Below are 20945 nucleotides of genomic sequence, written 5' to 3' on the forward strand. Positions count from 1 at the left end.
CAGTTTGAAGGTGCCCATGTCGCCACAACGCAAGGAACAGGATGGAAATGCACGCAGCGATTTCGGAAAAGACCATGTCTGAAGCACAATCCTTCGACGGCGGCCGGATGTGGACCCTGGAAGAGGCTCGGGCGCTACATGACGCGCCTTTCAATGACCTGCTGTTTCAGGCACAAACCGTTCACCGCCAGAATTTCGATCCCAACAAGGTCCAGCTCAGCCGGCTTCTCAGCATCAAGACCGGCGGCTGTCCGGAGGATTGCGGCTATTGCAGCCAGTCGGCCCATCACGAAACTGGCTTGAAGGCGTCGAAGCTGATGGAGGTCAGGCGCGTCATCGCCGAAGCGACCAAGGCGCGTGATGCCGGCGCCACCCGCTATTGCATGGGCGCCGCCTGGCGCAATCCCAAGGCGCGCGACATGGATGCGGTCGTTGCGATGGTCGAAGGCGTCAAGGCGCTGGGCATGGAGACCTGCATGACGCTCGGCATGCTCGATCTTGAGCAGACCGCTCGGCTCAAACACGCCGGTCTCGACTATTACAACCACAACATCGATACGTCGGAACGCTACTATAGCGAGATCATCAGCACGCGCAGCTTTGCTGACCGGCTCGAAACACTCGAGCTTGTCCGCCAATCCGGCATCAAGGTCTGCTGTGGCGGCATTGTCGGCATGGGCGAAGAGCCGGTGGACCGGATCGACATGCTGGTGACACTGGCCAATCTGCTGGAACATCCGCAAAGCGTTCCGATCAACATGCTGATCCCGATCGAAGGCACCCCGCTTGCCGAAACCAGGCCGATCGAGCCGATCGAATTCGTGCGTGTGATCGCGCTGGCGCGCATCATGATGCCGAAATCGCATGTCCGACTTTCGGCCGGCCGCACCGCCATGACCGACGAGATGCAGGCACTGTGTTTCTTTGCCGGCGCCAATTCGATCTTCGTCGGCGACACGCTGCTGACGGCGGACAATCCCGGCGAGGACAAGGATAGCCTTCTGTTCCGCCGTCTCGGCATCGAGCCGATGGAACTCGAGGCGCAATGAACGGGGCACCGCTTGCCCGCTATGACGCGACCCTGCAGGGACTGGCGCGCAAGGACCGGCTGCGGACGCTGTCGCCGCGCGCCGGACTCGATTTCTCGTCGAACGACTATCTCGGGCTTGCCGCTTCGAGGAGGCTAGGCGACGCGGTTGCGGCGGCGATCGCGCAGGGCACGCCGGTCGGCGCGACCGGATCGCGGCTGTTGCGCGGCAACGCGCCGGAACATGAGCAACTAGAGGCAGACGCTGCCGCGTTCTTCGGAGCTGAACGTGCGCTGTTCTTCGGCAGCGGCTACATCGCCAACTTCGCTTTGCTGACCGCCCTGCCGCAAAAGGGTGACCTTTTGGTCCTCGACGAACTCGCTCATGCCAGCATGCATGAGGGGGCCCGCGCTGGCCGCGCCGAGTTCAAGCTCGCCGCGCACAACGACGTCGATGCTTTCGAGGATGCGATCACGTGCTGGCGCGCCGAAGGCGGCACCGGGCGCGTCTGGATCGTGGTCGAAAGCCTCTACAGCATGGATGGCGACCGCGCGCCGCTGGAAAGCCTGGTCGCGCTTGCCGATCGGCACGAGGCATTCATCGTCGTCGACGAGGCGCATGCCACCGGCGTCTGGGGACCGGAGGGCCGCGGTCTTGCCGCCGCATTCGAGGGCCGCGACAACATCGTCGCACTTCACACATGCGGCAAGGCGCTCGGCGCGTCCGGCGCACTCGTCACCGGCCCGGGACTGCTGTGCGACTATCTCGTCAACCGCTGCCGGCCATTCATCTATTCCACCGCGCCATCGCCGCTGATGGCCGTGGCTGCGCGCGAGGCGATTGCCATGCTGTCCGATGAGCCCCAGCGCCGTGTCCAGCTGCAGGAGCGCGTTGCCTTCGCGGGCCGCCAATTGGCCGAGCGCTGCGGCGTGGCACCCAGCGGCTCGCAGATCCAGCCCTTTGTCATCGGCGACAACAGGCGCACCATGGCGGTGGCGGCGGCGCTGCAGGCGCGCGGCTTCGACATTCGCGGCATTCGTCCGCCGACAGTGCCCGAGGGCACGTCGCGGCTGCGCATTTCGCTGACGCTCAACGTCGACGAAGCCGACATCTCCGCCATGGTCGAGGCGCTCGTCGAGGTGTTGGCCTCGACATGACCACGCGCATCGTCATCACCGGAACGGATACCGGAATCGGCAAGACGGTGTTTTCAGCCGGGCTCGCCGGCCTCCTCGACGGCTTCTACTGGAAGCCGGTGCAGTCGGGCCTCGACGGCGAGACCGACAGCGAGGTCGTTGCGCGGCTTGCCGGCCTGCCGCCGGGGCGCGTGCTGCCGGAAGTCTACCGCTTGAACGAGCCGCTGTCGCCGCATCGTTCGGCCGAACTCGATGGTGTCGCGATAGACGTGGCAAGGCTCTCGCTTCCGGTCTTGCCGGGTCCGCTCGTCATCGAAGGCGCCGGCGGCCTGATGGTGCCGCTCAACCGGCAGACAAAGTTCATCGACATATTCGCGCGGTGGCAGCTGCCGGTCATCCTGTGCGCTCGCACCGCGCTCGGCACGATCAACCACACCCTGCTGTCGATCGAGGCGCTGCGGGCGCGCTTCATCCCGCTTATCGGCATTGCCTTCATCGGCGAAGAGGTGGCCGATACGCAAAGGACCATCGTGGAATTTTGCGGCGTGCCACAACTCGGGAGACTGCCGCTGCTCGATCCGCTGACGAATGAAACGCTGAGGGACGCAATGGTCGCCGGCTTTGACCTTGCCTCGATTGCGGGAGGCGAATGATGTCGCAGTCCAGTGTGTGGCATCCGTTCACGCAGCACGCGCTTGAGCCCGTGATCCCTGAAATCGTCCTGACGCAAGGCGCCTATCTCCACAAGGCCGACGGCACGCGCATCCTGGACGCCATCTCCTCCTGGTGGGTCGTCACCCACTGCCACCGCCATCCCCGCATCATGAAAGCCATCGAGACGACCGCGGCGAGCCTCGACCAGATCATCTTCGCCGGCTTTACGCACGAGCCGGCCGAACGGCTGGCCGAGGCGCTTGTCGGCCTCGCTCCTTCCGGCCTCGACCGGGTGTTCTATTCCGACAGCGGCTCGACCTCCGTCGAAGTCGCGCTGAAGATGGCGCTCGGCTATTTCCGCAACACCGGCGCACCGCGCTCGCGCATCGTCGTCATGGAGCACAGCTATCATGGCGACACGATCGGCACGATGAGCGTCGGTGCCCGTGGCGTGTTCAACGCCGCCTACGAGCCCTTGCTGTTCGAGGTCGACACCATCCCCTTTCCCGTTGCCGGGCGAGAGCAGGAGACGCTGGATCGGTTCGAGGCCGTTGCCCGCGACCGGCGGGCCGCCGCGCTGATCGTCGAACCGCTCGTGCTTGGCGCCGGCGGCATGCTGATGTATCCGGCCTGGGTTCTGACCGAATTGAAGAGGATCGCCGAGGCCTCGGGCACGCTGCTGGTCGCCGACGAAGTGATGACCGGCTGGGGCCGCACCGGGACCATGTTCGCCTGCGAGCAGGCATCCATCTCGCCGGATATCCTGTGCACCTCGAAGGGCCTGACCGGCGGCGTGATCCCTCTGGCCGCCACGCTTGCCACCGATGCCATCTTCCAGGCCCATTATTCCGAGGACCGGAAGAAAACCTTCTTTCATTCGAGCTCATACACCGCCAATCCGATGGCCTGCGCGGCCGCGCTCGCCAATGTCGAGATCTGGCGCCACGAGCCGGTGGCTGAGCGTATCGCAGCCCTGAGCGTGAGGCAGGCCGCCGGACTTCAACGCTTTCGCCACAATCCCTACTTCACCGACAGCCGGGTGACCGGCACGATCGCCGCCCTCGATCTGCACGCCGGCTCAGCCGGCTATCTCGCCGAGATCGGTCCGAAGCTGCGCGCATTCTTCCTCGAGCGCGGCCTGCTCGTGCGTCCGCTCGGCAACGTCCTCTATCTTCTCCCACCCTATTGCATCACCGGCGACGAGTTGGATGGGCTCTATGACGCCATCGAGGAGGCCGGCGAACGCTTCGGGTCCAGGCCATGAGCAGGTCGTCTCGCATTCTCGGGTTTGGCCATCACGCGCCTCGGCGCAAGGTGGCGAATGCCGAGATCGAGAACAATCTCGGCCTCGAGCCGGGCTGGATCGAAAGGCGAACCGGGATACGGTCGCGCTTCTGGGCAGCGGACGAAGATACGCTGTCTGGTCTTGCCACGCAGGCCGGCGACATGGCGCTGGCGAACGCCGGTATCGGTCGCAGCGACATCGGGCTGTTGTTGCTTGCCACCTCGACGCCCGACCACCTTCTGCCGCCCAGTGCACCCCTGGTCGCACACAAGCTCGGCCTTGGTCGCGCAGGCGCGGTCGATCTGACCGGTGCCTGCGCCGGCTTCATCTATGCGCTGATGTTCGCGGATGGATTCACCCGCCTGCACGGCAAACCAACACTGATCATTGCCGCCAACATCCTCAGCCGCCGCATCAACCCGGCCGAGCGCGCAAGCTCGGTCCTTTTCGCCGATGCCGCCGGCGCCCTGGTGATTGGTCCGTGCGAGGACCCGGATCGGGGCATTCTCGGTGCCTCGGTGGATTCCGACGGCTCGCGCTACGGGCTGATCCAGATCCCGGCGGGAGGAAGCAACGCGCCGTTCCTCGGGCAAACCCGCATGACGATGACCAACGGCCGCGAAGTGTTCGCCAAGGCTGTCGAGATGATGACCGATTGCTCGACAAGCGCGCTTGCCGCTGCCGGGGTGCGACCACAGGATGTCGGCCGGTTCGTGCCGCATCAGGCCAACGCCCGCATTTTCGATGCGGTCGGCAGGAACCTCGGCATTGCAGATCAAGCAATCGTCAAGACAATCGCCGACTACGGCAACTCTTCCGCCGCGACGATCCCACTGTCGCTCTCGCTGGCCAATCAGACGGAGCCATTCCGGCCTGGCGAGAAAATCCTACTCGCGGCAGCAGGTGCGGGTCTCAGCGGCGGTGCCCTAGTCGTCGGTATTTAGCCGGGCGACGTGTTGGCGTTCGAGGCCTCTGTCAGTATCGGATGGAGAGCGGCGCGCAAACTGCGTCGCCTGCCGGTAGCGGACTGGCAGCTTCTGACAATCAAATGGTGATAGCGGACGCTCAAGAAGGGCCAAGGCGGCCAAGTCCGTAGGCAATGGCAGCTTCGATTTGGTGTTCAAACACCTCGGCGTCTCCCTCTTCGACGATGCCCATAATCGCGCGCTGATAGGCATCACCTAGTGCCAGCGCCACGATCCCGCCAGCGATTGTCAGTGACTCGTTGGAAGGGATTGCGCCAGGCTCGAGTAACCCCGCTATGCGCTTCCGAATAACGCGCATACCGGACAGGTCAAACACCTTAGACAGAGCGGGAAAGCGCCATCCGTCAGCGACGATCAAACGATAAAGCGCCAGCGCGTCCGGCTCGAGAAGGGCCGTAGTGAAGGCGTGCAGTTCTTCAGCAAGCCGGTCCGCCCTGGGCTTGTTGATGTCGGGTGTCGCGGCGTTCTCGATTCCCTCGCGCATGTACTCACACATCGCGGTGACCAATCCCTCAAACAGCGCCTCCTTACTCGGGAAGTGACGATAGAGGGTCATTTTCGCGATGCCGCCTTCCGCCGCGACCCGGTCCAGCGTCGTTCCGCCGAGGCCATCCCTCAGCAGAATGGGACGCGCCGCACGCAGGATCGAAGCCCTCGTCTCGGCCATCCGCAGCCTGCGCGGATCGTCGTCCCGCCACTTTCTGGAACTTCCTACTTGCATGCGATACGATTCCGTCTTATATGACTTTATACGATACGATTGTGTATCGCCTTATAACCCATGGAGGTCAACATGCGCAACCCCGTCGATCTGGCTCATCTGTTCGCCGACATCATGAACAGCCACAATGCTGAACGCTTCGCCGAACTGGTTTCTGAAGACTACGTCAACCATAACCCCGACGTCCGGCCTGGCCTGGTCGGTGTCGTTGAGTTCATGGGCCACTGGTTCGAAACCCTCTCCGACACCCATGTCGTCGTCGAGGACGCCTTTGCCGTCGGCGACCGCGTCGTCGGCCGTTACACCTACACGGCCCGCCACACCGGACCGTTCATTGGTGTTCCGGCATCGGGCGCCGAAATTACCATGCGCTCGATCGATATCTGGCGCGTCGAAGGCGATCGGTTCGTCGAGCACTGGGACGAGCTCAATCTGCAGGAGGTTCTACACCAGATGGGTGCCTACCCGACGGAAGGAGCTCCGCGATGAGCATCACCCTGGTTTTGAACGGGATCGTTGCGCTGGCGTTCGCCGGCGCAGGCCTGGCCAACCTCATCAATGCCGGCAACGCCGAAGTGGACTTCCAACGCTGGGGCTACCCCAAAGGGTGGCGTTTGTTGACGGCGGGTCTGGAGGTCGCAGGGGCAGCGGCTTTGCTGTTTCCATCCACGCGAATCATTGCGCTGGTCGGTCTCACGCTTTTGATCCTCGCCGCGCTGGGCACGTTGATCAAGGCACGCGAGGGCTTCAAGCACTTCGCCCCGGCGATTGGCTTTACTTTGATGATCCTGGCGAACGCAGCCGTGCTGCAATTCTGGGCGTAAGGATACAATCCTGAATGTCGCGGTCATTGAGGTCATGCAACGGTGGCAGCGGGAGATGCCGCCGTTTCGCTGTAGCCGACCTTCGCTTTCGGGGCCGCGATGGGATCCGAAATGACCGCCGTGTGGCGCATACTCTGCGCGCCGGTCGCCTCATTCGTTCCACATTGTCGACCGGAGAACGGCCTGCATATGCTCTGCGAGGTCGAGCTCACCGCGCGCCTCAATCTCTAAAAGATATCGGGCCTTGGCCAGGCGATCCCTTTCCATAATCGCAGCGTAGCCGCAGGTGGCGATGCCGCGCCCGACCGCAGCCGCAGTCTTCGGTCGTGTTTCGCGGCCTTCCCTGATAGTACCAACCCCGCGCTCTGCCACGAGGCAATGTCCGGCAAAACCCTGTTGCCTGAGGATCTACGAAAGGAAGCAGATGATTTCTAAAGCGTCCCTTGATTTTTTGAATCTCTAAGCTTCTGAGAGATCCTGCACGAGGCCGCGTCATGCCCACCGATAGCCAGTACATTCTCGACAGCATCAGGCGGGGATGCGTAATGCTTACCGATGACGAGTTCGTCATCGACAGGCTGGTGAAGTATTTCGGCAACGGTAGGATCCGGTGGCACGTCGAATTCCGTGGGCATCGCATCGAGCTGACGACCGGGCAGCTCAAGAAGCAGCCTACCTTCCGCAGGAAGATGCTTGAACAGGCTGGCGTGCTGCCGCCCCAGCGTGCCGGGGCCAGTTACAGGCGATGGGCTATCGATCTGAGGAAGAATGCCATCGAGCTTCCCTGGCGGGATAGACCGGTCGATGTTGATTTCGCCATCGACAGGCTCACCAGCCACGGAGATGGGCGCTGGACGGTTGAATACCAAGGCAAGGCAATCAAGTTCACGACCACCAAACTGCGCAGGCAAGTCAGTTTCCGCAAACGCATGCTGGCCAAGGCCAAGGTGCTGCCGCCCCAACTGGATCCAGTTGCCTATCGGAAGTGGGTGGACTGGCTCATTCAAAACGCCACCGAGGCTGTGCCGCAGGCAGGCGATGCCTTGATGACGGAGAAAAGCTGGCTTGACGACCTGCCGGAGCTGGCCGGCTGGCAAAAGGAAGCACCGCCCGAAGCGTCCAGCTAGGGCGGCAGTTTCCCGAGCAGCGATACGGTCTCGGCGTTTAGCGGCGAAGACAAAGCGCCCACGGGAAGACTTTGTAGACTATTATCTGGAGACGCCGGTCGTTTCCAACCTGCCAACCGCATCCATCTGGGGCGGCCGGGGCTCTGATGGTCTCGTTGGTGATGCACGCACGCTCATTCCGTCGTAGATCAGGCGCAGGATCATCCGCACGAGCTTCATGGCTTGTCCCCTCTGGATCGCTATCCGTTATCTCCCCGAGCCCAGATACGCCCTCCATCCGCCGAGATCCGTGATCTCGCGGGCCTCGGAGATGGCATGAGCCTCGCATAGGAATCCTGAAACGCTGGAGCCATCATCGAGCACCACTTTTCCTATTCCGAGAGGGCTGGGAATTTTCTGCACGAAACGGCCAAAGGCATCGGCGGGCAACGCCCAGACCTCCACCTCGAGCCCTTGCGCCTTATATCCAGGCTCGCGGACGAGGCCGGGTTTCGGTGGCGTGGTGTTGGGCAATACGTAAAGGCGGTAGTCGCCAGCCGTGCGGCAGGCCTTCACCAGCCGGCCGCCGGGACCGGTGAGTTCGTGGTTGAGCGGCATGCCACTCAGATGGGCGCCGACCACCGCAATCTCGATCAAGCCTCCATCGGGAACAACGACACGGCTTGTCTCCGGAAGGACAGCATTGCGGTCGATACCCATTCCCGAGGCGGCTGCCCGGTGCAGCGCGTCGGCGAAGGGCGCCAGCGCATCGTCGGTGAACGCATGAGAAACCAGCATCACGCCGCCCGGCAAGCCGTTGTCGCTGAAGCCAGCAGGAACCGCGATCGCCGCACAATCCAACAGATTGGCGAAATTGGTGTAGCGGCCGAGCCGTCCGTTGAGGACGATGGGATTGGCAAGCATGTCGGCGACCTTGTAGGTCGTCGGCGTGGTCGGCAGCAGCAGGATGTCGGCTTTCTTCCATTCCAACTCTGTCTTGCGGCGCAGTTCCTCCAGCCTGTAGCGGCCATTGAAGGCATCCACCGCCGTCTTGCCCTTGGCGCCTTCGATGATGGCGCGCACCGTCGGATCGAAATCGTGGGCATTGGTCGCAAGGAAACCTTCGACAGCGGCAAGGCGCTCGGCGACCCAGGGACCGTCGTAGAGAAGGGCCGCGGCTTCACGGAAAGGCGCATAGTCGAAAGGCACTATGGTTGCGCCCAGGGCCTTCGCCCTCTCGATTGCCTGATCGTAGAGCCGTTCGACACTGGCGTCGCCGAAGAACTCCCGCTCAGCGCCATCGAGAACGCCGATACGCAAGCCGGACACCGGCAATGAAACCGGCTTGGCCTCTCGCGAGAAGGCATCGGCGGCGTCGAACCCTTCCGCGACATGGCGGATGGCGATGCCGTCGCCAACCGTCGCCGCGAAGATCGTGACGCAATCGACGCTTCTGCACGCCGGAACGACCCCGGTATTCGGCAGCAGTCCGGGCGTCGGCTTGATGCCGACGAGGTTGTTGAAGGCGGCGGGAACACGGCCGGAACCGGCGGTGTCGGTACCCAAAGCGAAGGTAGCGAGGCCGGCGGCAACCGTGACCGCCGACCCGGAGCTCGATCCGCCGGAGATATAGTCGGCATCGAAGACCGAGCGTGGCGCCCCGTGGGGTGAGCGCGTCCCGTTAAGACCGGTTGCGAACTGATCGAGATTGGTCTTGCCGATGACGATGGCGCCAGCCGCCTTCAATCGGGCAACGACCGTGGCATCGCGCTGCGGACTATAGGCGTAGGCCGGGCAACCGGCGGTGGTCGGCAGACCGGCGGCGTCGATATTGTCCTTGACGGCAAAGGGGATGCCCCAGAGCGGCAGGCTGTTCGGTTCCGGCGCGTTCGCCATCAGCGCACGGGCAGCGGCCCGCAGATCGTCGTCCGGCGTGGGCGTGATGAAGATCGCCGGATCTTTGGAGGCGGCGCGTCGAGCGATCACCGCTTCAATGATATCGATCGGCGTCATGCCGGCAGCATATGCGGCTCGAAGGCTTGAAAGATCGAGAATGGTCGGCAGCATGTCAGCATTCCTCCAGGACGACGATGATGTCGCCTGCCTTGACGTTTCGGCCTGGCCCGGCACGCAGGTCGCGAACGCGGCCTGCCGCGTGGGCAGTGACGTTGATTTCCATTTTCATCGACTCGATGATGGCAAGCGTGTCCCCGGCCGCAACCGACGCGCCCGGCTCGACCAGCAGTTTCCAGATGTTGCCCGGTACCGCACTGGCGACGCCGAAGCAGCCGGCCGGAATGTCGCCATCGAGACTTTCACCCAGGCCCTCGTGGCTGACGAAGCTGTCGTGCCCTTCGTCCTTCCAGCGCGTGCGCTCGGCATCGAAAGCCGCTTGCTGGACGCCTTTGAAAGCGGTGATGGACTGGGCGTTGGCCTTGAGTTCCCGTTCATAAGCCGCATAGGAGAATTCCGTCTCCTCGATGCGAACCGGATAGCCACCATGCGGAAAGGCCGCCCGCGCTTCCGTCAGTTCCTGGTGGGAGACTGGGAAGAAGCGGATCTGGTCGAAGAAGTTCAAAAGCCAGGGTTTGCCCTTGGTGAAAACAGGCGTCTGCCGCCAGGTGTTCCAGACCTGGATCGTTCGGCCAAAAAGCTGATATCCGCCCGGACCCTCCATACCGTAGATGCACATGTAAGCACCGCCGATGCCGACGGCATTTTCCGGCGTCCAGGTTCGAGCCGGGTTGTATTTGGTCGTCACGAGGCGGTGGCGCGGGTCCATCGGCGTAGCGACCGGCGCGCCGAGATAGACATCGCCGAGGCCAAGCACGAGGTAATTGGCGTTGAAGATGATATCTTTTACCGCCTGTTCGTCGGCGAGCCCATTGATGCGGCGGATGAACTCGATGTTCGACGGGCACCAGGGCGCGTTCGGCCGCACCAGCTCCTGGTATTTGCGCATCGCGAGTTCCGCATCCGGATCGTTCCAGGAGAGCGGCAGATGCACGATGCGGCTCGGCACCTTGACTGCCTGCGCCGCCGGCAGCGATGCCTCGATATCCGCCAGCAACCCAAGCAGGCGCTTTCGTGTCAGTGTGGTTCCATCATAGTGGATCTGCAACGAACGGATGCCCGGCGTGAGATCGATGATCCCGGGTAAACGCGCCTGTGTAACCGCCTGCATCAGCAGATGCGCGCGCAGCCGCAGCGCGATATCGAGCGCCATCGGGCCGTATTCGATCAGCAGATTGTCGTCGCCTTGCCGGCGATAGACGACGGAAACGGGGCCATCCTCGCTTCGCCCGACAATCGGAGATCCCCTGTCGTCCATAGCGCGGTGGATCGCTGGCGCCGCGAGCGCATCCCCTGGTCTCGACACCGAATGAAATCGAATGCGGTCGCCCGGTTTGAACTGGCCCATCTTCCACTGCTCATCGCGCGCGATCACCGCCGGGCAGACGAAACCGCCAAGGCTTGGACCATCGGGACCAAGGATGATCGGCATGTCGCCGGTGAAATCTATCGCGCCGATCGCATAGGCATTGTCATGCAGGTTGGAGGGATGGAGCCCTGCCTCACCGCCATCGCTGCGCGCCCATTTCGGCGCCGGCCCGACGAGACGGACGCCGGTGCGGGCGCTGTTGAAATGGACCTCGTAGGCCGTCGAAAACAGCGTGTCGATGTCGCCTTCCGCGAAGAAGTCGGGCGCGCCATGCGGACCATAGAGAACGCCGACATCCCAGGCACAGGTCAGTGCCGCCGGTTCGTCCGGCGCCTTCGCCGGCTCCGTCGGTGCTAGCCGGGCAAGATGCAGCACATGTCCGGTCCTTAGCGCGCCGGTGGCGTTGCCGCCGAATTGCCCGAGACCGAAGGTGGCGCGGGATCCAAGCACGCGTGGTGCGGCAAACCCGCCCTCGACCGCGAGATAGGCCCGCTGGCCGGCGCCGTCGATGCTGGCGATCGACAGCACCTGCCCGGCGCGGATCGTCACCGCCGTATCGTGCGGCAGCAGCTCGCCTTCGCAACGCATCGCCATGCGCGCGCCGGCAAGCGCAACGCGCGCATCGGCGAAGAAACGCAGGGTCGGGCCGGAAACCGTCAACTCAAGTGCGGCAACCGTATCAGCATTGCCGACAAGCCGGTTGGCATGGCGAAACGAGCGCTCGTCCATCGGTCCGCTCGGCGGCACGCCGACATGCCAGAGGCCGAGACGGCCTGGCAATTCCTGGATGCTCGACTGCGCGCCCGGCGCCAGCACCTCGATGACGTCAGGCACGAAGGTGAAATCGCGCAATGCCGTCGTTGCCACCTTGCCGTTGGCCAGCAGTTCGGACGCCGCGATCTCGCGCAAATAGCCGAGATTGGTCTCGATACCGGCAATCGACGTGTCGGCGAGCGCGGCCTTCAGCTTCTCGATCGCGGCCGGCCTATCGTCGGCGGCAACGATGATCTTCGCGAGCATCGGATCGTAGAACGGCGTCACCTCGGTTCCGGTCTCGATCCAGCTGTCGATGCGGGCCGTCTGCGGGAAGGCAACCTCCGTCAGCAGCCCGGCGCTCGGCCGGAAATCCGCATGCGGCATTTCCGCATAGACGCGAACCTCGATCGCCGCGCCCTTGGGAACAAGGTTCCCGGCACCGGACAAGATATTCTCGCCGGCGGCCTGGCGGATCATCCATTCGACGAGGTCGATGCTGAAAACGGCTTCGGTGACGGGATGCTCGACCTGCAGGCGGGTATTGACCTCGAGGAAATAGAATTCCTCGCGATCGGGATCGTAGATGAACTCGACGGTGCCTGCCGATTCATAGGAAACGGACGTGCCAAGATCGGTCGCCGCCCTGTGCAGTCTGGTGCGCGTCGCGATGGACAGGCCTGGTGCGGGTGTTTCCTCGACGACCTTCTGGTTTCGCCGTTGCAGCGAGCAGTCGCGTTCGCCAAGGGCAATCACCCGGCCTTTGCCATCGCCGAAGATCTGCACCTCGACATGGCGGGCATCGGCCACGAAGCGCTCGATGTAGACGCGCGCATCGCCGAAGCTCGTGCGCGCCGTGCGCCGCACGCTGTCGAAGGAGGCTTTCAGGCTTGCCGGATCGGCGCACAGCTGCATGCCGATGCCGCCGCCGCCGGCGGTGCTTTTCAACATCACGGGATAGCCGATCGCTTCGGCTTCCGTCAGCGCCTGTTCAGCGCTCCGCAGCAGACCGGTGCCCGGCAGCAGCGGCACGCCGCTTGTCCTTGCAAGCTCGCGCGCCGTGTGTTTGAGCCCAAAGGCGGAGAGATGCTCGGGCCGCGGACCGATGAAGACGATGCCTTCGGCGGCAAGCCTTTCGGCAAAGCCGATGTTCTCCGACAAGAAGCCGTAGCCGGGGTGGACAGCTTGCGCACCCGTCGCCTTGCAAGCGGCGACGACCGCATCGATATCGAGATAGCTGTCGCTTGCTGGCGCGGGGCCAAGGCGAACAGCTTCGTCGGCAAGCAGCGTCGCCCTGGCGAAACGGTCGGCATCCGAATAGACCGCGACCGATGCGATGCCCATTGTCTTCAATGTCCGGATGACCCGGACGGCGATTTCGCCTCTGTTTGCGATGAGGACCTTGGTGAACATCGCTCAGGCCTCGACACCCGGAGCGGCATCCCAGATCAGGACGCGGATCGGCGTCGGATCGAAGCCATTGCAGGGATTGTTGATCTGCGGACAGTTGGAGATCACGCAGAGCACATCCATCTCGGCGACCAGCTCGACATAATCACCTGGCGAGGAGATGCCATCGACGATGGTCATTTCGCCATTCGGTTTGATTGGCACATTCATGAAGAAATTGATGTTCGGAACGATGTCGCGCTTGCTCATGCCGTGCTTGGTCATTTCAAGCACGAAGTTGTCGCGGCAGGCATGCAGGTATTTCGTGCCATGGCCGAAGCGCACGGTGTTGCTCTCGCAGGAACAGGCGCCGGCGGATGTGTCGTGACGACCGCAACTGTCGGCCGACATGACAAGCATGACATTGCCTTCGTTCGACATGATCCTGGTGCCGACGCCGATATAGGCGGCGCCCTGCGCACGCATCGTGTCCTGATTGGAGTAGCGTTCGCCAAAATCATCGGCGCGATAGAACAGCGTGTCGATCGCCTGCTGGCCGTGGCTGTCCTCGATGCGGATCGTCTGGCCCTTGCGCACGATGCCGGACCACGGCGCTTCCGCCGCAATGAAGTGATCCTGGACGGCATTGTCGATGCTGCGCGAGGCAGCGGTCTGGATGAAATTGCTCATCGTTCGCCTCCCCTCAGGCCAGCATCAAGGCGTTGTTTTCGAAGCCGCGGACAGCCTCCGCGGTGGCGGTGCGGGCGAGATCGTCGGCGGCAGGTACCGGAGCGCGGAACCGGGTAACGGTGATCGGTTTGGGCTGATAGGTCGGATCGGGATCGAGCGGATGCGGGCAGTTGGAAAAGCCGACGATCATATCCATCTCGGCGCGCAGCTCGGCGTAGTCGCCGCTGTTGGAGAGCTTGCCGCGCCACTGGAATGCGCCGGTATCGTCGATGCGCACCGGCGCGAACAGATTGAGGATGGCCGGGATATCCCGTCGTGTAAGACCAAGCTTGCCGGCAAGCAGGATCAAATTATCACGGGTATTGCGTGTGCTTATGCCCGGATATTTGACCGCGTTGGTCGCGGCCGTCGATCCGCCCATCAGGCAGTCATGAGCGCCTGAGCTGTCCTCGATCAGCGAGAACATCACGCGCCCCATGTCCGAAAAGATTACCCGTCCCTTGCCAAGCGCGGTGGTCCACTGCACCTTCACGGTGTCGACAAGGTTCAGCCGCTCGCTGGTATCGTTGGCGTTCCAGGCGACAAGCGCGACGGTCGATCCACCCTCGCCCTGATCGATGCGGATCGCTTCACCGCGCTTCAGCACCGTTGACCAGTACCAGCCGCCGGGGACTGTTTCCGCATGGATGATGACGGCGGGATCGATCGGAGGCGCGGGCATGGGGCTTGGCGCGGGCAATGCCTTCGGTGCGAATTCAAGCCCCTTCTTCTGATGCTCTTCGTAGCGCTGCCGATTGACGGCGATTTCCTCTGGCGAACGTCTAATGTGCTTCACTGCTTTCTCCTGACAATGCCAAGTCGTCCCGGCGATGCCCCAGGAAAGCGACCGGGCCGTCCCGGTCGGGGCTGAAGATCGAAGGCACGCCCGCTTGCCGCGGCGGCCAGATGGCGATGTCATTGGTGATCGTCGCGCCGTAGCGCTGCTTTTCCTCGGGGCGGTCGCGTCGCCGCTCGAAGGCAACGATGCGGCTGGCAAGAGTGAAAGCCTCGCGCATATCGTGCGTGACCATGACGATGGTCATTTGCGTTTCATGCCAAAGCCGCTTCATCAGCGTGTGGATCTCGGCGCGGATGCCGGGATCAAGCGCACCGAACGGTTCATCGAGCAGCAGGACCTTCGGCTTCATGATCAGTGCCTGGGCGAGCGCCAGACGCTGCTGCATGCCGCCTGAAAGTTGCACAGGGTATTTTTGTTCGGTACCCGAGAGACCGACTTCCGTTATGAGGTCGCGAGCCTCTTCGACAGCATTGCGTCGCGCGGCGCCGAAGAGCTTCGCCTTGTGGCGTGATTTGGAAAATTCCTTTCCAAGCAGGACGTTGCCCAGCACCGTCAGATGCGGAAACACGGAGTAACGCTGAAAGACGATACCTCGATCCGGTCCCGGTTCCGTGGGCATGGGTTGGCCATCAATCAGGATAGTGCCCCTGGTCGGCTTTTCCTGGCCAAGCAACATGCGCAGGAACGTCGACTTGCCACAGCCCGATGGCCCAACAAGGGCGACGAAGGCGCGGGATGCGACTGTCAGCGACACGTTCTCGAGGACGATCTGGTCGCCATACTCCTTCCAGACGTTCTGGATGACGAGTTCGCTCATCCCTGCGTCTCCAACTCCGACCACGGGAAGACGACAATGCGGATGCGGTCGAGAGCGTAGTTGGTGACAACGGCAAGCAACGTGATCCAGACGACATAGGGAAAGATGACGTCCATCGACAGGTAGCGGCGGACCAGGAAGATGCGGTAGCCAAGTCCGGAGTCGGACGATATCGCCTCGGCGGCGATGAGAAACAGCCAGGCGGGACCGATCTGCAGCCTGAGGCACGTGATAAGCCGCGGCAGTATTTGCGGCAGCAGGACGCGTAGTGCGATCTGCCATGACGATCCACCAAGCGTCTCTGCTTTGATGATCTGCTCCCGGGGCAATTCCAGCACTCTGAGAGCAAGGTCGCGGATCATCGTTGGTGCTATGCCGATGACGATGAGCGCGATCTTGGAGGTCTCGCCCAATCCCATGACGATGAAGAGGATCGGAAGCAGCGCCAGGGGCGGAACCATGGAGATGACGGCGACAAAGGGAGAAAGCAACGCCCGCAAATAGGGCAGCATGCCGATGGCCATGCCGATCAGAAGCGCGATGACGGTGGAGATGCCGAGGCCGGCGAAAAGGCGGACGAGGCTCGCCCGTGTGTCCGACCAGAGCAGATAGTCACCGGTGCGCTGATCGGCGACGAAGGCCATGCGGTCGATCGCATCGGCAAAGCCGGCAAGGCTCGGCAGAAGTTTGTCATTGGCGTTTTCCGCCAGGCGAGCGGCGGATCCGAAACCGTAAGCGACGGCCAGCAGCAGGAAGGGCAGCAGCATCAAGGCAAGCTGCGTGCCCCGGCCCGGCCTCGTGTTGATCCAGCGCATGAACAAAGCTCCGCTGATGAGGGGATGAGGCGGCGGCTTTCAACGCGTGCCACCCGGTCAAGCGGTGCCTAGAGCGAGCCTTCGGCCGCGGCCTTCATATAGGTCCCGGTGAAGCGCAGCTTGACGTTGCCGCTGTCGCCCAGAACCTTGCCATCCGGCATTTCGATGCCGATGACGTCCGCAGACGGTGCCCCGTTGCCCAGCAGGCCCTTCGCGAAGAGGAAGTTGCGAACGAGGTCCATGGTCTTCGGAAGGCTTGGCGAAACGGTGAAGGCGACGGCATCCGCCGGCTTGTCGAAGAGCTTGGTTGCCGCGAGCTGGCCTTCGAATCCCTTGAGATCGGTACCCGATGCGACGCCCATCGCTTCGCGCGCCGCCTTCCCCTCGTCGGTCTGGGCCGTCAGCAACGCCGCCGTCTCATACCAGATGCCGGCCAGCGCCTTGCCGAAGTTCGGATTGTCCGCCAGGACCTTGGTGTTGGCAGCCATCAGGTCGATGATTTCGCCCGGAATCTGCGAGCTGTCGAAGACCTTCCTGGCACTTGGATCTTCGAGAACGGTCGAAACCAGAGGGTTCCAGGTGACGACCGCGGTGACATCGGCGGTCTTGTAGGCGGCGACCATGTCGGCGTCGGAGGTGTTGACCACCTTCACATCGCGCTCAGTCGAGCCGATGCTTTCGAGCGCGCGGGTCAGCAGATAATGCGACACGGAATATTCGACGAGGTTGACGTTCTGGCCTTTGATGTCCGCGAGATTGCTCTTGTTCTTGAGGATGACGGCATCGTTGCCGTTCGAGAAGTCGCCGACAAGGACGGCTGTCGTATCAACGCCGCCGGCAGCGGGAATGGACAGGCCGTCCATATTGGTGAGCGTCACCGCATCGAAGGCGCCCGCCGTGTATTGGTTCATCGACTCGACATAATCGTTGAACTGGGTGACCTCGATTTTGATGCCATATTTGTCCGCCCATTTCTTGACGATGCCATGATCGGCGGCATAACCCCACGGCATCCAGCCGACATAGATCGACCAGGCTACTTTGAAGTCAGTCTTCGGTGCGGCCGTGGCAATGGACGTCGCTCCAAACGCCAGCAAGGCGGCTAGTGCAGCAGTCGAGAGCATTCTTGAAAAAGTCTGCATAGAAATTCCCCTTTTTGCGTCTCTCAAAAAGGGATCGGCATGGACCATCGCGCCGCCAATCCCTTGGCTAACGAGGTCTCCCGGGCTTTTGTCCCGCCGTGCACCCGGTGGGATGTCTCCCACACCGGTGGCAGCTCTCGGACCAGCGCGCTCAAACGAGCGCCGGAACCCTAGCCACCAACTCTAATTTTGATAAAGCAATGTCCGTGCCAATTCCCAACCCTATGTTTCGGATCAGAAAAAATTGGGCCGCAGTCCCACATGCCCAAAAAAGTGTGCGCACTGTGCAAAAGAATTGAGCATTGCGTGGCTCCCCTGTTGCGTTTTTTCGCACCCACCAACTGAGACAGAGTCGAACCTCATTGCATGCCCTTGTAGGCAACTCGCTACAATTCAGCGATGTGGCCTACCTCGAAGCTGAGGCTGTGGTCCTGGCTGCGCTCGGCCGAAGCAACGAAGCCGGAATTGGTAGTTCGATGAATGTGGAGAAAGGCGGTGGCGCTCTCCTGACTCAAACCCCTCCACGCCCGACGCATAGACAGTTCCTGACCCGCCGATTTGCACGCCGAAGTACGCTGCAGCCCCCTATGAGCCTGAACGAGATTTACTACCGAAGCATCGACATGTCAGATCGGCCAAATGATCAAGAGTGCAGGAAACCTCTGCACATGACGTGTATTGAAAAAACTAAGGTCGAGAGGTAGGCGAAACTACGCTATCGCCGCCGTTCCCCCTGCTCCCACTCCATTGCTTATCGGGATCGCACCGCGTCGTGATCAGATTTGTCCTTTGCGATCGTGCTGCCACTTTCCCGCGCGAGCGCCGGCTCCCCTGGTGATGCTTTTGGATGTTAACCGTACCTCTTTTTGGATGTTGACGCTTACTCTTCGTTAGCGTTAAGAATGCGCTAATATAAGCACCTCCTAAAAAAGGATCCTGACTTGCAATCAGGGAAAGGGCGTCATGGGGTTTAAAGCGAACGCAGCGCGCTGCCAGAGTCGTCGCGGCAACATGTTGTAGCCAAGACTTACTTGTGGACGGCCATGTTGATGTCTGGCTGATCGCGGGACTGTGGCTTTACTGTGACTGTACTATGCACTGGCAGTAGCCGTATGGCGAACTTCGCATGTTGATCGTACTGTTTCAGATGGGGAGTGGATAATCTATCAATGCGGCAGTGAAATAGATGTGGAGGGCATCTGTATCTGTAAAGCGTACGAGTAAGGGTGGGGGTGGTTAAAATGGCTTTGGTGCCAGTGGAACTGCGATACCGCGTTCCAATACAAGGCAGTCCGGGGACGACGTCTTCAGTTATACCGAAGGTGCGGCCATCCTCTTTTTGCCCCCCGTCTAGTATTTCGCTCGATCAGATGAGCAACGATCCTGGCGCGCTCACCGGGATCATTCCCTGGCTGGCGATCGCAAGCCATTCGCATTGGATTTCCTTTGATTGGCGACGTTGCAGGCCGACGGGCGTTGACGCCCGGCCGACGTTGAATGTTTCGCATAAAAACTTGCGCTTCGGGCAAGCGCTCCACTGGCACTAGGGGAAACTGTTATGGGTGGAACAACGACGTCTTTTTCAAACACGCCGCAGGCAGTGGATGATTTCTTCACCAGCGTTTTCACCGGGCTCACTGAAGACAGTTTCGGGACCATTATCCTCAACGTAATGGCCAACGATCTAGGCGGAAACGCCAAATCACTGTGGTCTGTCGATAACGGGACGAACAACACTGGCGCGATGAGCGGCTACATCGCAGCCGATTTGTTGACGCAGGACTTAGGACGGATTGAATCCGCGGGTTCCGATACAAGTGCCAACGGCGCAAAGATCTGGATTACGGCCGACGGGAAGGTTGGATACGATACAGCGTTCTTGTCGGCTGCCTTCAGGTCGCAGTTGCAGGGGTTGAATGCCGGCCAATATTTGACGGACACCTTTATCTACTCTATCCGGCTCGGCAACGGGACGCTCAGCTGGGCAACCGCGACCATTCAGTTCGCGGGGACCAACGACGGGCCGGTTCTGAGCGACACCAGCGATTCGGCGGCGGGACTCGAACTGACTGGAGCCTCGGCCCAGAACCTGGCGGCGATCACGGGCAATTTCTCGGTGAGCGATCTCGACGTCGGCAACACGCTGCATGCGTCGGTAGTGGGCAGCCCGGTGGTGCAGCTCAATGGCAGTCCGTTCTCGTTGCCCGCCGGGGCAGCCGCGCTGATCGCCAGTGGCGCATTCACGCTGACGGATACAACCTCCAACGGTGGCGCGGCCAACATCGGCTACAGCTACGATCCGACCGCCGCCAACCTCGATTTCCTGCGCGCTGGCCAGAGCCTGACCATCACCTACACGGTGCAGGTCAATGACGGCACGACCAACTCGGGCACGCAGAATGTCACCTTCACCATCACAGGCACCAATGATGCGCCGGTGCTGAGCGATACGAGTGATCCGGTTGCGGTGCTCGAAGCGGGCAATGCCTCGGCCCAGAACCTGGTGGCAATCACCGGCAATTTCTCGGTGAGCGATCTCGACGTCGGCGACACGCTGCATGCGTCGGTGGTGGGCAGCCCGGTGGTGCAGCTCAATGGCAGTCCATTCTCGTTGCCCGCCGGGGCAGCCGCACTGATCGCCAGTGGCGCATTCACGCTGACGGATACAACCTCCAACGGTGGCGCGGCCAACATCGGCTACAGCTACGATCCGATCGCCGCCAACCTCGATTTCCTGCGCGCTGGCCAGAGCCTGACCATCACCTACACGGTACAGGTCAATGACGGCACGACCAACTCGGGCACGCAGAATGTCACTTTCACCATCACAGGCACCAATGATGCGCCGGTGCTGAGCGATACGAGTGATCCGGTTGCGGTGCTCGAAGCGGGCAATGCCTCGGCCCAGAACCTGGTGGCAATCACCGGCAATTTCTCGGTGAGCGATCTCGACGTCGGCGACACGCTGCATGCGTCGGTGGTGGGCAGCCCGGTGGTGCAGCTCAATGGCAGTCCATTCTCGTTGCCCGCCGGGGCAGCCGCGCTGATTGCCGCCGGCGCGTTCACGCTGACGGATACAACCTCCAACGGTGGCGCGGCCAACATCGGCTACAGCTACGATCCGACCGCGGCCAACCTCGACTTCCTGGGCGCCGGCCAGAGCCTGACGATCACCTACACGGTGCAGGTCAATGACGGCACGACCAACTCCGGCACGCAGAATGTCAGCTTCACCATCCACGGCACCAACGACGCCGCCGTGATCGGAACCCCGACGGTCGCCGACGTCACCGAAGACACGCCCAACAGCGCGGCCGTG

17 protein-coding genes and 1 riboswitch are annotated in these 20945 nt (G+C 62.1%); of the genes, 9 read left to right on the forward strand and 8 right to left on the reverse strand.

The features are described 5' to 3' along the window. The first annotated feature begins 47 nt into the window (after positions 1–47). Genes bioB through HNQ71_RS07300 form a run of 5 tightly spaced genes read left to right on the forward strand, consistent with a single transcriptional unit; the run spans position 48 to position 5047 of the window. Positions 48–1049 carry a biotin synthase BioB gene (bioB, locus tag HNQ71_RS07280; RefSeq protein WP_184871838.1) on the forward strand — a complete coding sequence of 334 codons (1002 nt, stop codon included), beginning with the start codon at positions 48–50 and terminating at the stop codon, positions 1047–1049. After that, positions 1046–2185, forward strand: coding sequence for an 8-amino-7-oxononanoate synthase (locus HNQ71_RS07285; RefSeq protein WP_184871839.1), 1140 nt, complete (start codon positions 1046–1048; stop codon positions 2183–2185). The genes bioB and HNQ71_RS07285 overlap by 4 nt, the downstream gene beginning before the upstream one ends. Next, the gene (gene bioD, locus HNQ71_RS07290) at positions 2182–2817 is read left to right on the forward strand and encodes a dethiobiotin synthase (protein ID WP_184871840.1); all 636 of its coding nucleotides are present in this window, start codon (positions 2182–2184) and stop codon (positions 2815–2817) included. Before HNQ71_RS07285 ends, bioD begins: the two co-directional genes overlap by 4 nt. Beyond that, positions 2817–4082 carry an adenosylmethionine--8-amino-7-oxononanoate transaminase gene (locus HNQ71_RS07295; protein ID WP_184871841.1) on the forward strand — a complete coding sequence of 422 codons (1266 nt, stop codon included), beginning with the start codon at positions 2817–2819 and terminating at the stop codon, positions 4080–4082. Before bioD ends, HNQ71_RS07295 begins: the two co-directional genes overlap by 1 nt. Further along, complete coding sequence (locus HNQ71_RS07300; protein ID WP_184871842.1) at positions 4079–5047, forward strand: beta-ketoacyl-ACP synthase III; 969 nt, start codon at positions 4079–4081, stop codon at positions 5045–5047. The genes HNQ71_RS07295 and HNQ71_RS07300 overlap by 4 nt, the downstream gene beginning before the upstream one ends. A 121-nt stretch (positions 5048–5168) precedes the next feature. Here HNQ71_RS07300 and HNQ71_RS07305 read toward each other — a convergent pair whose 3' ends face one another. Then, a complete protein-coding gene (locus tag HNQ71_RS07305; protein WP_184871843.1) occupies positions 5169–5810 on the reverse strand; it encodes a TetR/AcrR family transcriptional regulator in 642 nt (213 codons plus the stop codon). 72 nt (positions 5811–5882) lie between these two features. On the opposite strand from HNQ71_RS07305, the gene HNQ71_RS07310 reads away from it, so the two are divergent. From HNQ71_RS07310 to HNQ71_RS07320, 3 genes are all read left to right on the forward strand, one after another. Next, positions 5883–6299, forward strand: a complete 417-nt coding sequence (locus tag HNQ71_RS07310; RefSeq protein ID WP_184871844.1) for an ester cyclase — start codon at positions 5883–5885, stop codon at positions 6297–6299. Next, positions 6296–6634, forward strand: coding sequence for a DoxX family protein (locus tag HNQ71_RS07315; RefSeq protein ID WP_184871845.1), 339 nt, complete (start codon positions 6296–6298; stop codon positions 6632–6634). Before HNQ71_RS07310 ends, HNQ71_RS07315 begins: the two co-directional genes overlap by 4 nt. A gap of 494 nt (positions 6635–7128) precedes the next feature. Continuing rightward, positions 7129–7761, forward strand: a complete 633-nt coding sequence (locus HNQ71_RS07320) for a hypothetical protein (RefSeq protein ID WP_184871846.1) — start codon at positions 7129–7131, stop codon at positions 7759–7761. 246 nt (positions 7762–8007) lie between these two features. On the opposite strand, the gene atzF is transcribed toward HNQ71_RS07320, so the two are convergent. From atzF to HNQ71_RS07355, 7 genes are all read right to left on the reverse strand, one after another. Beyond that, positions 8008–9807, reverse strand: coding sequence for an allophanate hydrolase (gene atzF / locus HNQ71_RS07325; RefSeq protein WP_184871847.1), 1800 nt, complete (start codon positions 9805–9807; stop codon positions 8008–8010). A gap of 1 nt (position 9808) precedes the next feature. Continuing rightward, positions 9809–13348: an urea carboxylase gene (gene uca / locus HNQ71_RS07330; RefSeq protein WP_184871848.1), complete on the reverse strand. Its 3540-nt coding sequence runs from the start codon at positions 13346–13348 to the stop codon at positions 9809–9811. A 3-nt stretch (positions 13349–13351) separates the two neighbouring features. Continuing rightward, positions 13352–14014, reverse strand: a complete 663-nt coding sequence (locus HNQ71_RS07335; protein ID WP_184871849.1) for an urea amidolyase associated protein UAAP2 — start codon at positions 14012–14014, stop codon at positions 13352–13354. Positions 14015–14027: 13 nt separating this feature from the next. After that, the gene (locus HNQ71_RS07340) at positions 14028–14849 is read right to left on the reverse strand and encodes an urea amidolyase associated protein UAAP1 (RefSeq protein ID WP_184871850.1); all 822 of its coding nucleotides are present in this window, start codon (positions 14847–14849) and stop codon (positions 14028–14030) included. Beyond that, a complete protein-coding gene (locus tag HNQ71_RS07345) occupies positions 14836–15669 on the reverse strand; it encodes an ABC transporter ATP-binding protein (protein ID WP_184871851.1) in 834 nt (277 codons plus the stop codon). The genes HNQ71_RS07340 and HNQ71_RS07345 overlap by 14 nt, the downstream gene beginning before the upstream one ends. After that, a complete protein-coding gene (locus HNQ71_RS07350; protein ID WP_184871852.1) occupies positions 15666–16484 on the reverse strand; it encodes an ABC transporter permease in 819 nt (272 codons plus the stop codon). The genes HNQ71_RS07345 and HNQ71_RS07350 overlap by 4 nt, the downstream gene beginning before the upstream one ends. 68 nt (positions 16485–16552) lie before the next feature. Then, on the reverse strand, positions 16553–17626 hold the full coding sequence (locus HNQ71_RS07355) for a putative urea ABC transporter substrate-binding protein (protein WP_184871853.1): 1074 nt from the start codon (positions 17624–17626) through the stop codon (positions 16553–16555). Positions 17627–17701: 75 nt separating this feature from the next. Further along, positions 17702–17811, reverse strand: a riboswitch (guanidine-I (ykkC/yxkD leader). A 1415-nt stretch (positions 17812–19226) separates the two neighbouring features. Between HNQ71_RS07355 and HNQ71_RS07360 the strand changes: the two genes are divergently transcribed. Further along, a partial coding sequence (locus HNQ71_RS07360) for a VCBS domain-containing protein (RefSeq protein ID WP_210333756.1) occupies positions 19227–20945 on the forward strand: 1719 nt, incomplete at its 3' end.

Source organism: Mesorhizobium sangaii (assembly GCF_014207355.1).
Classification (GTDB): domain Bacteria; phylum Pseudomonadota; class Alphaproteobacteria; order Rhizobiales; family Rhizobiaceae; genus Mesorhizobium; species Mesorhizobium sangaii.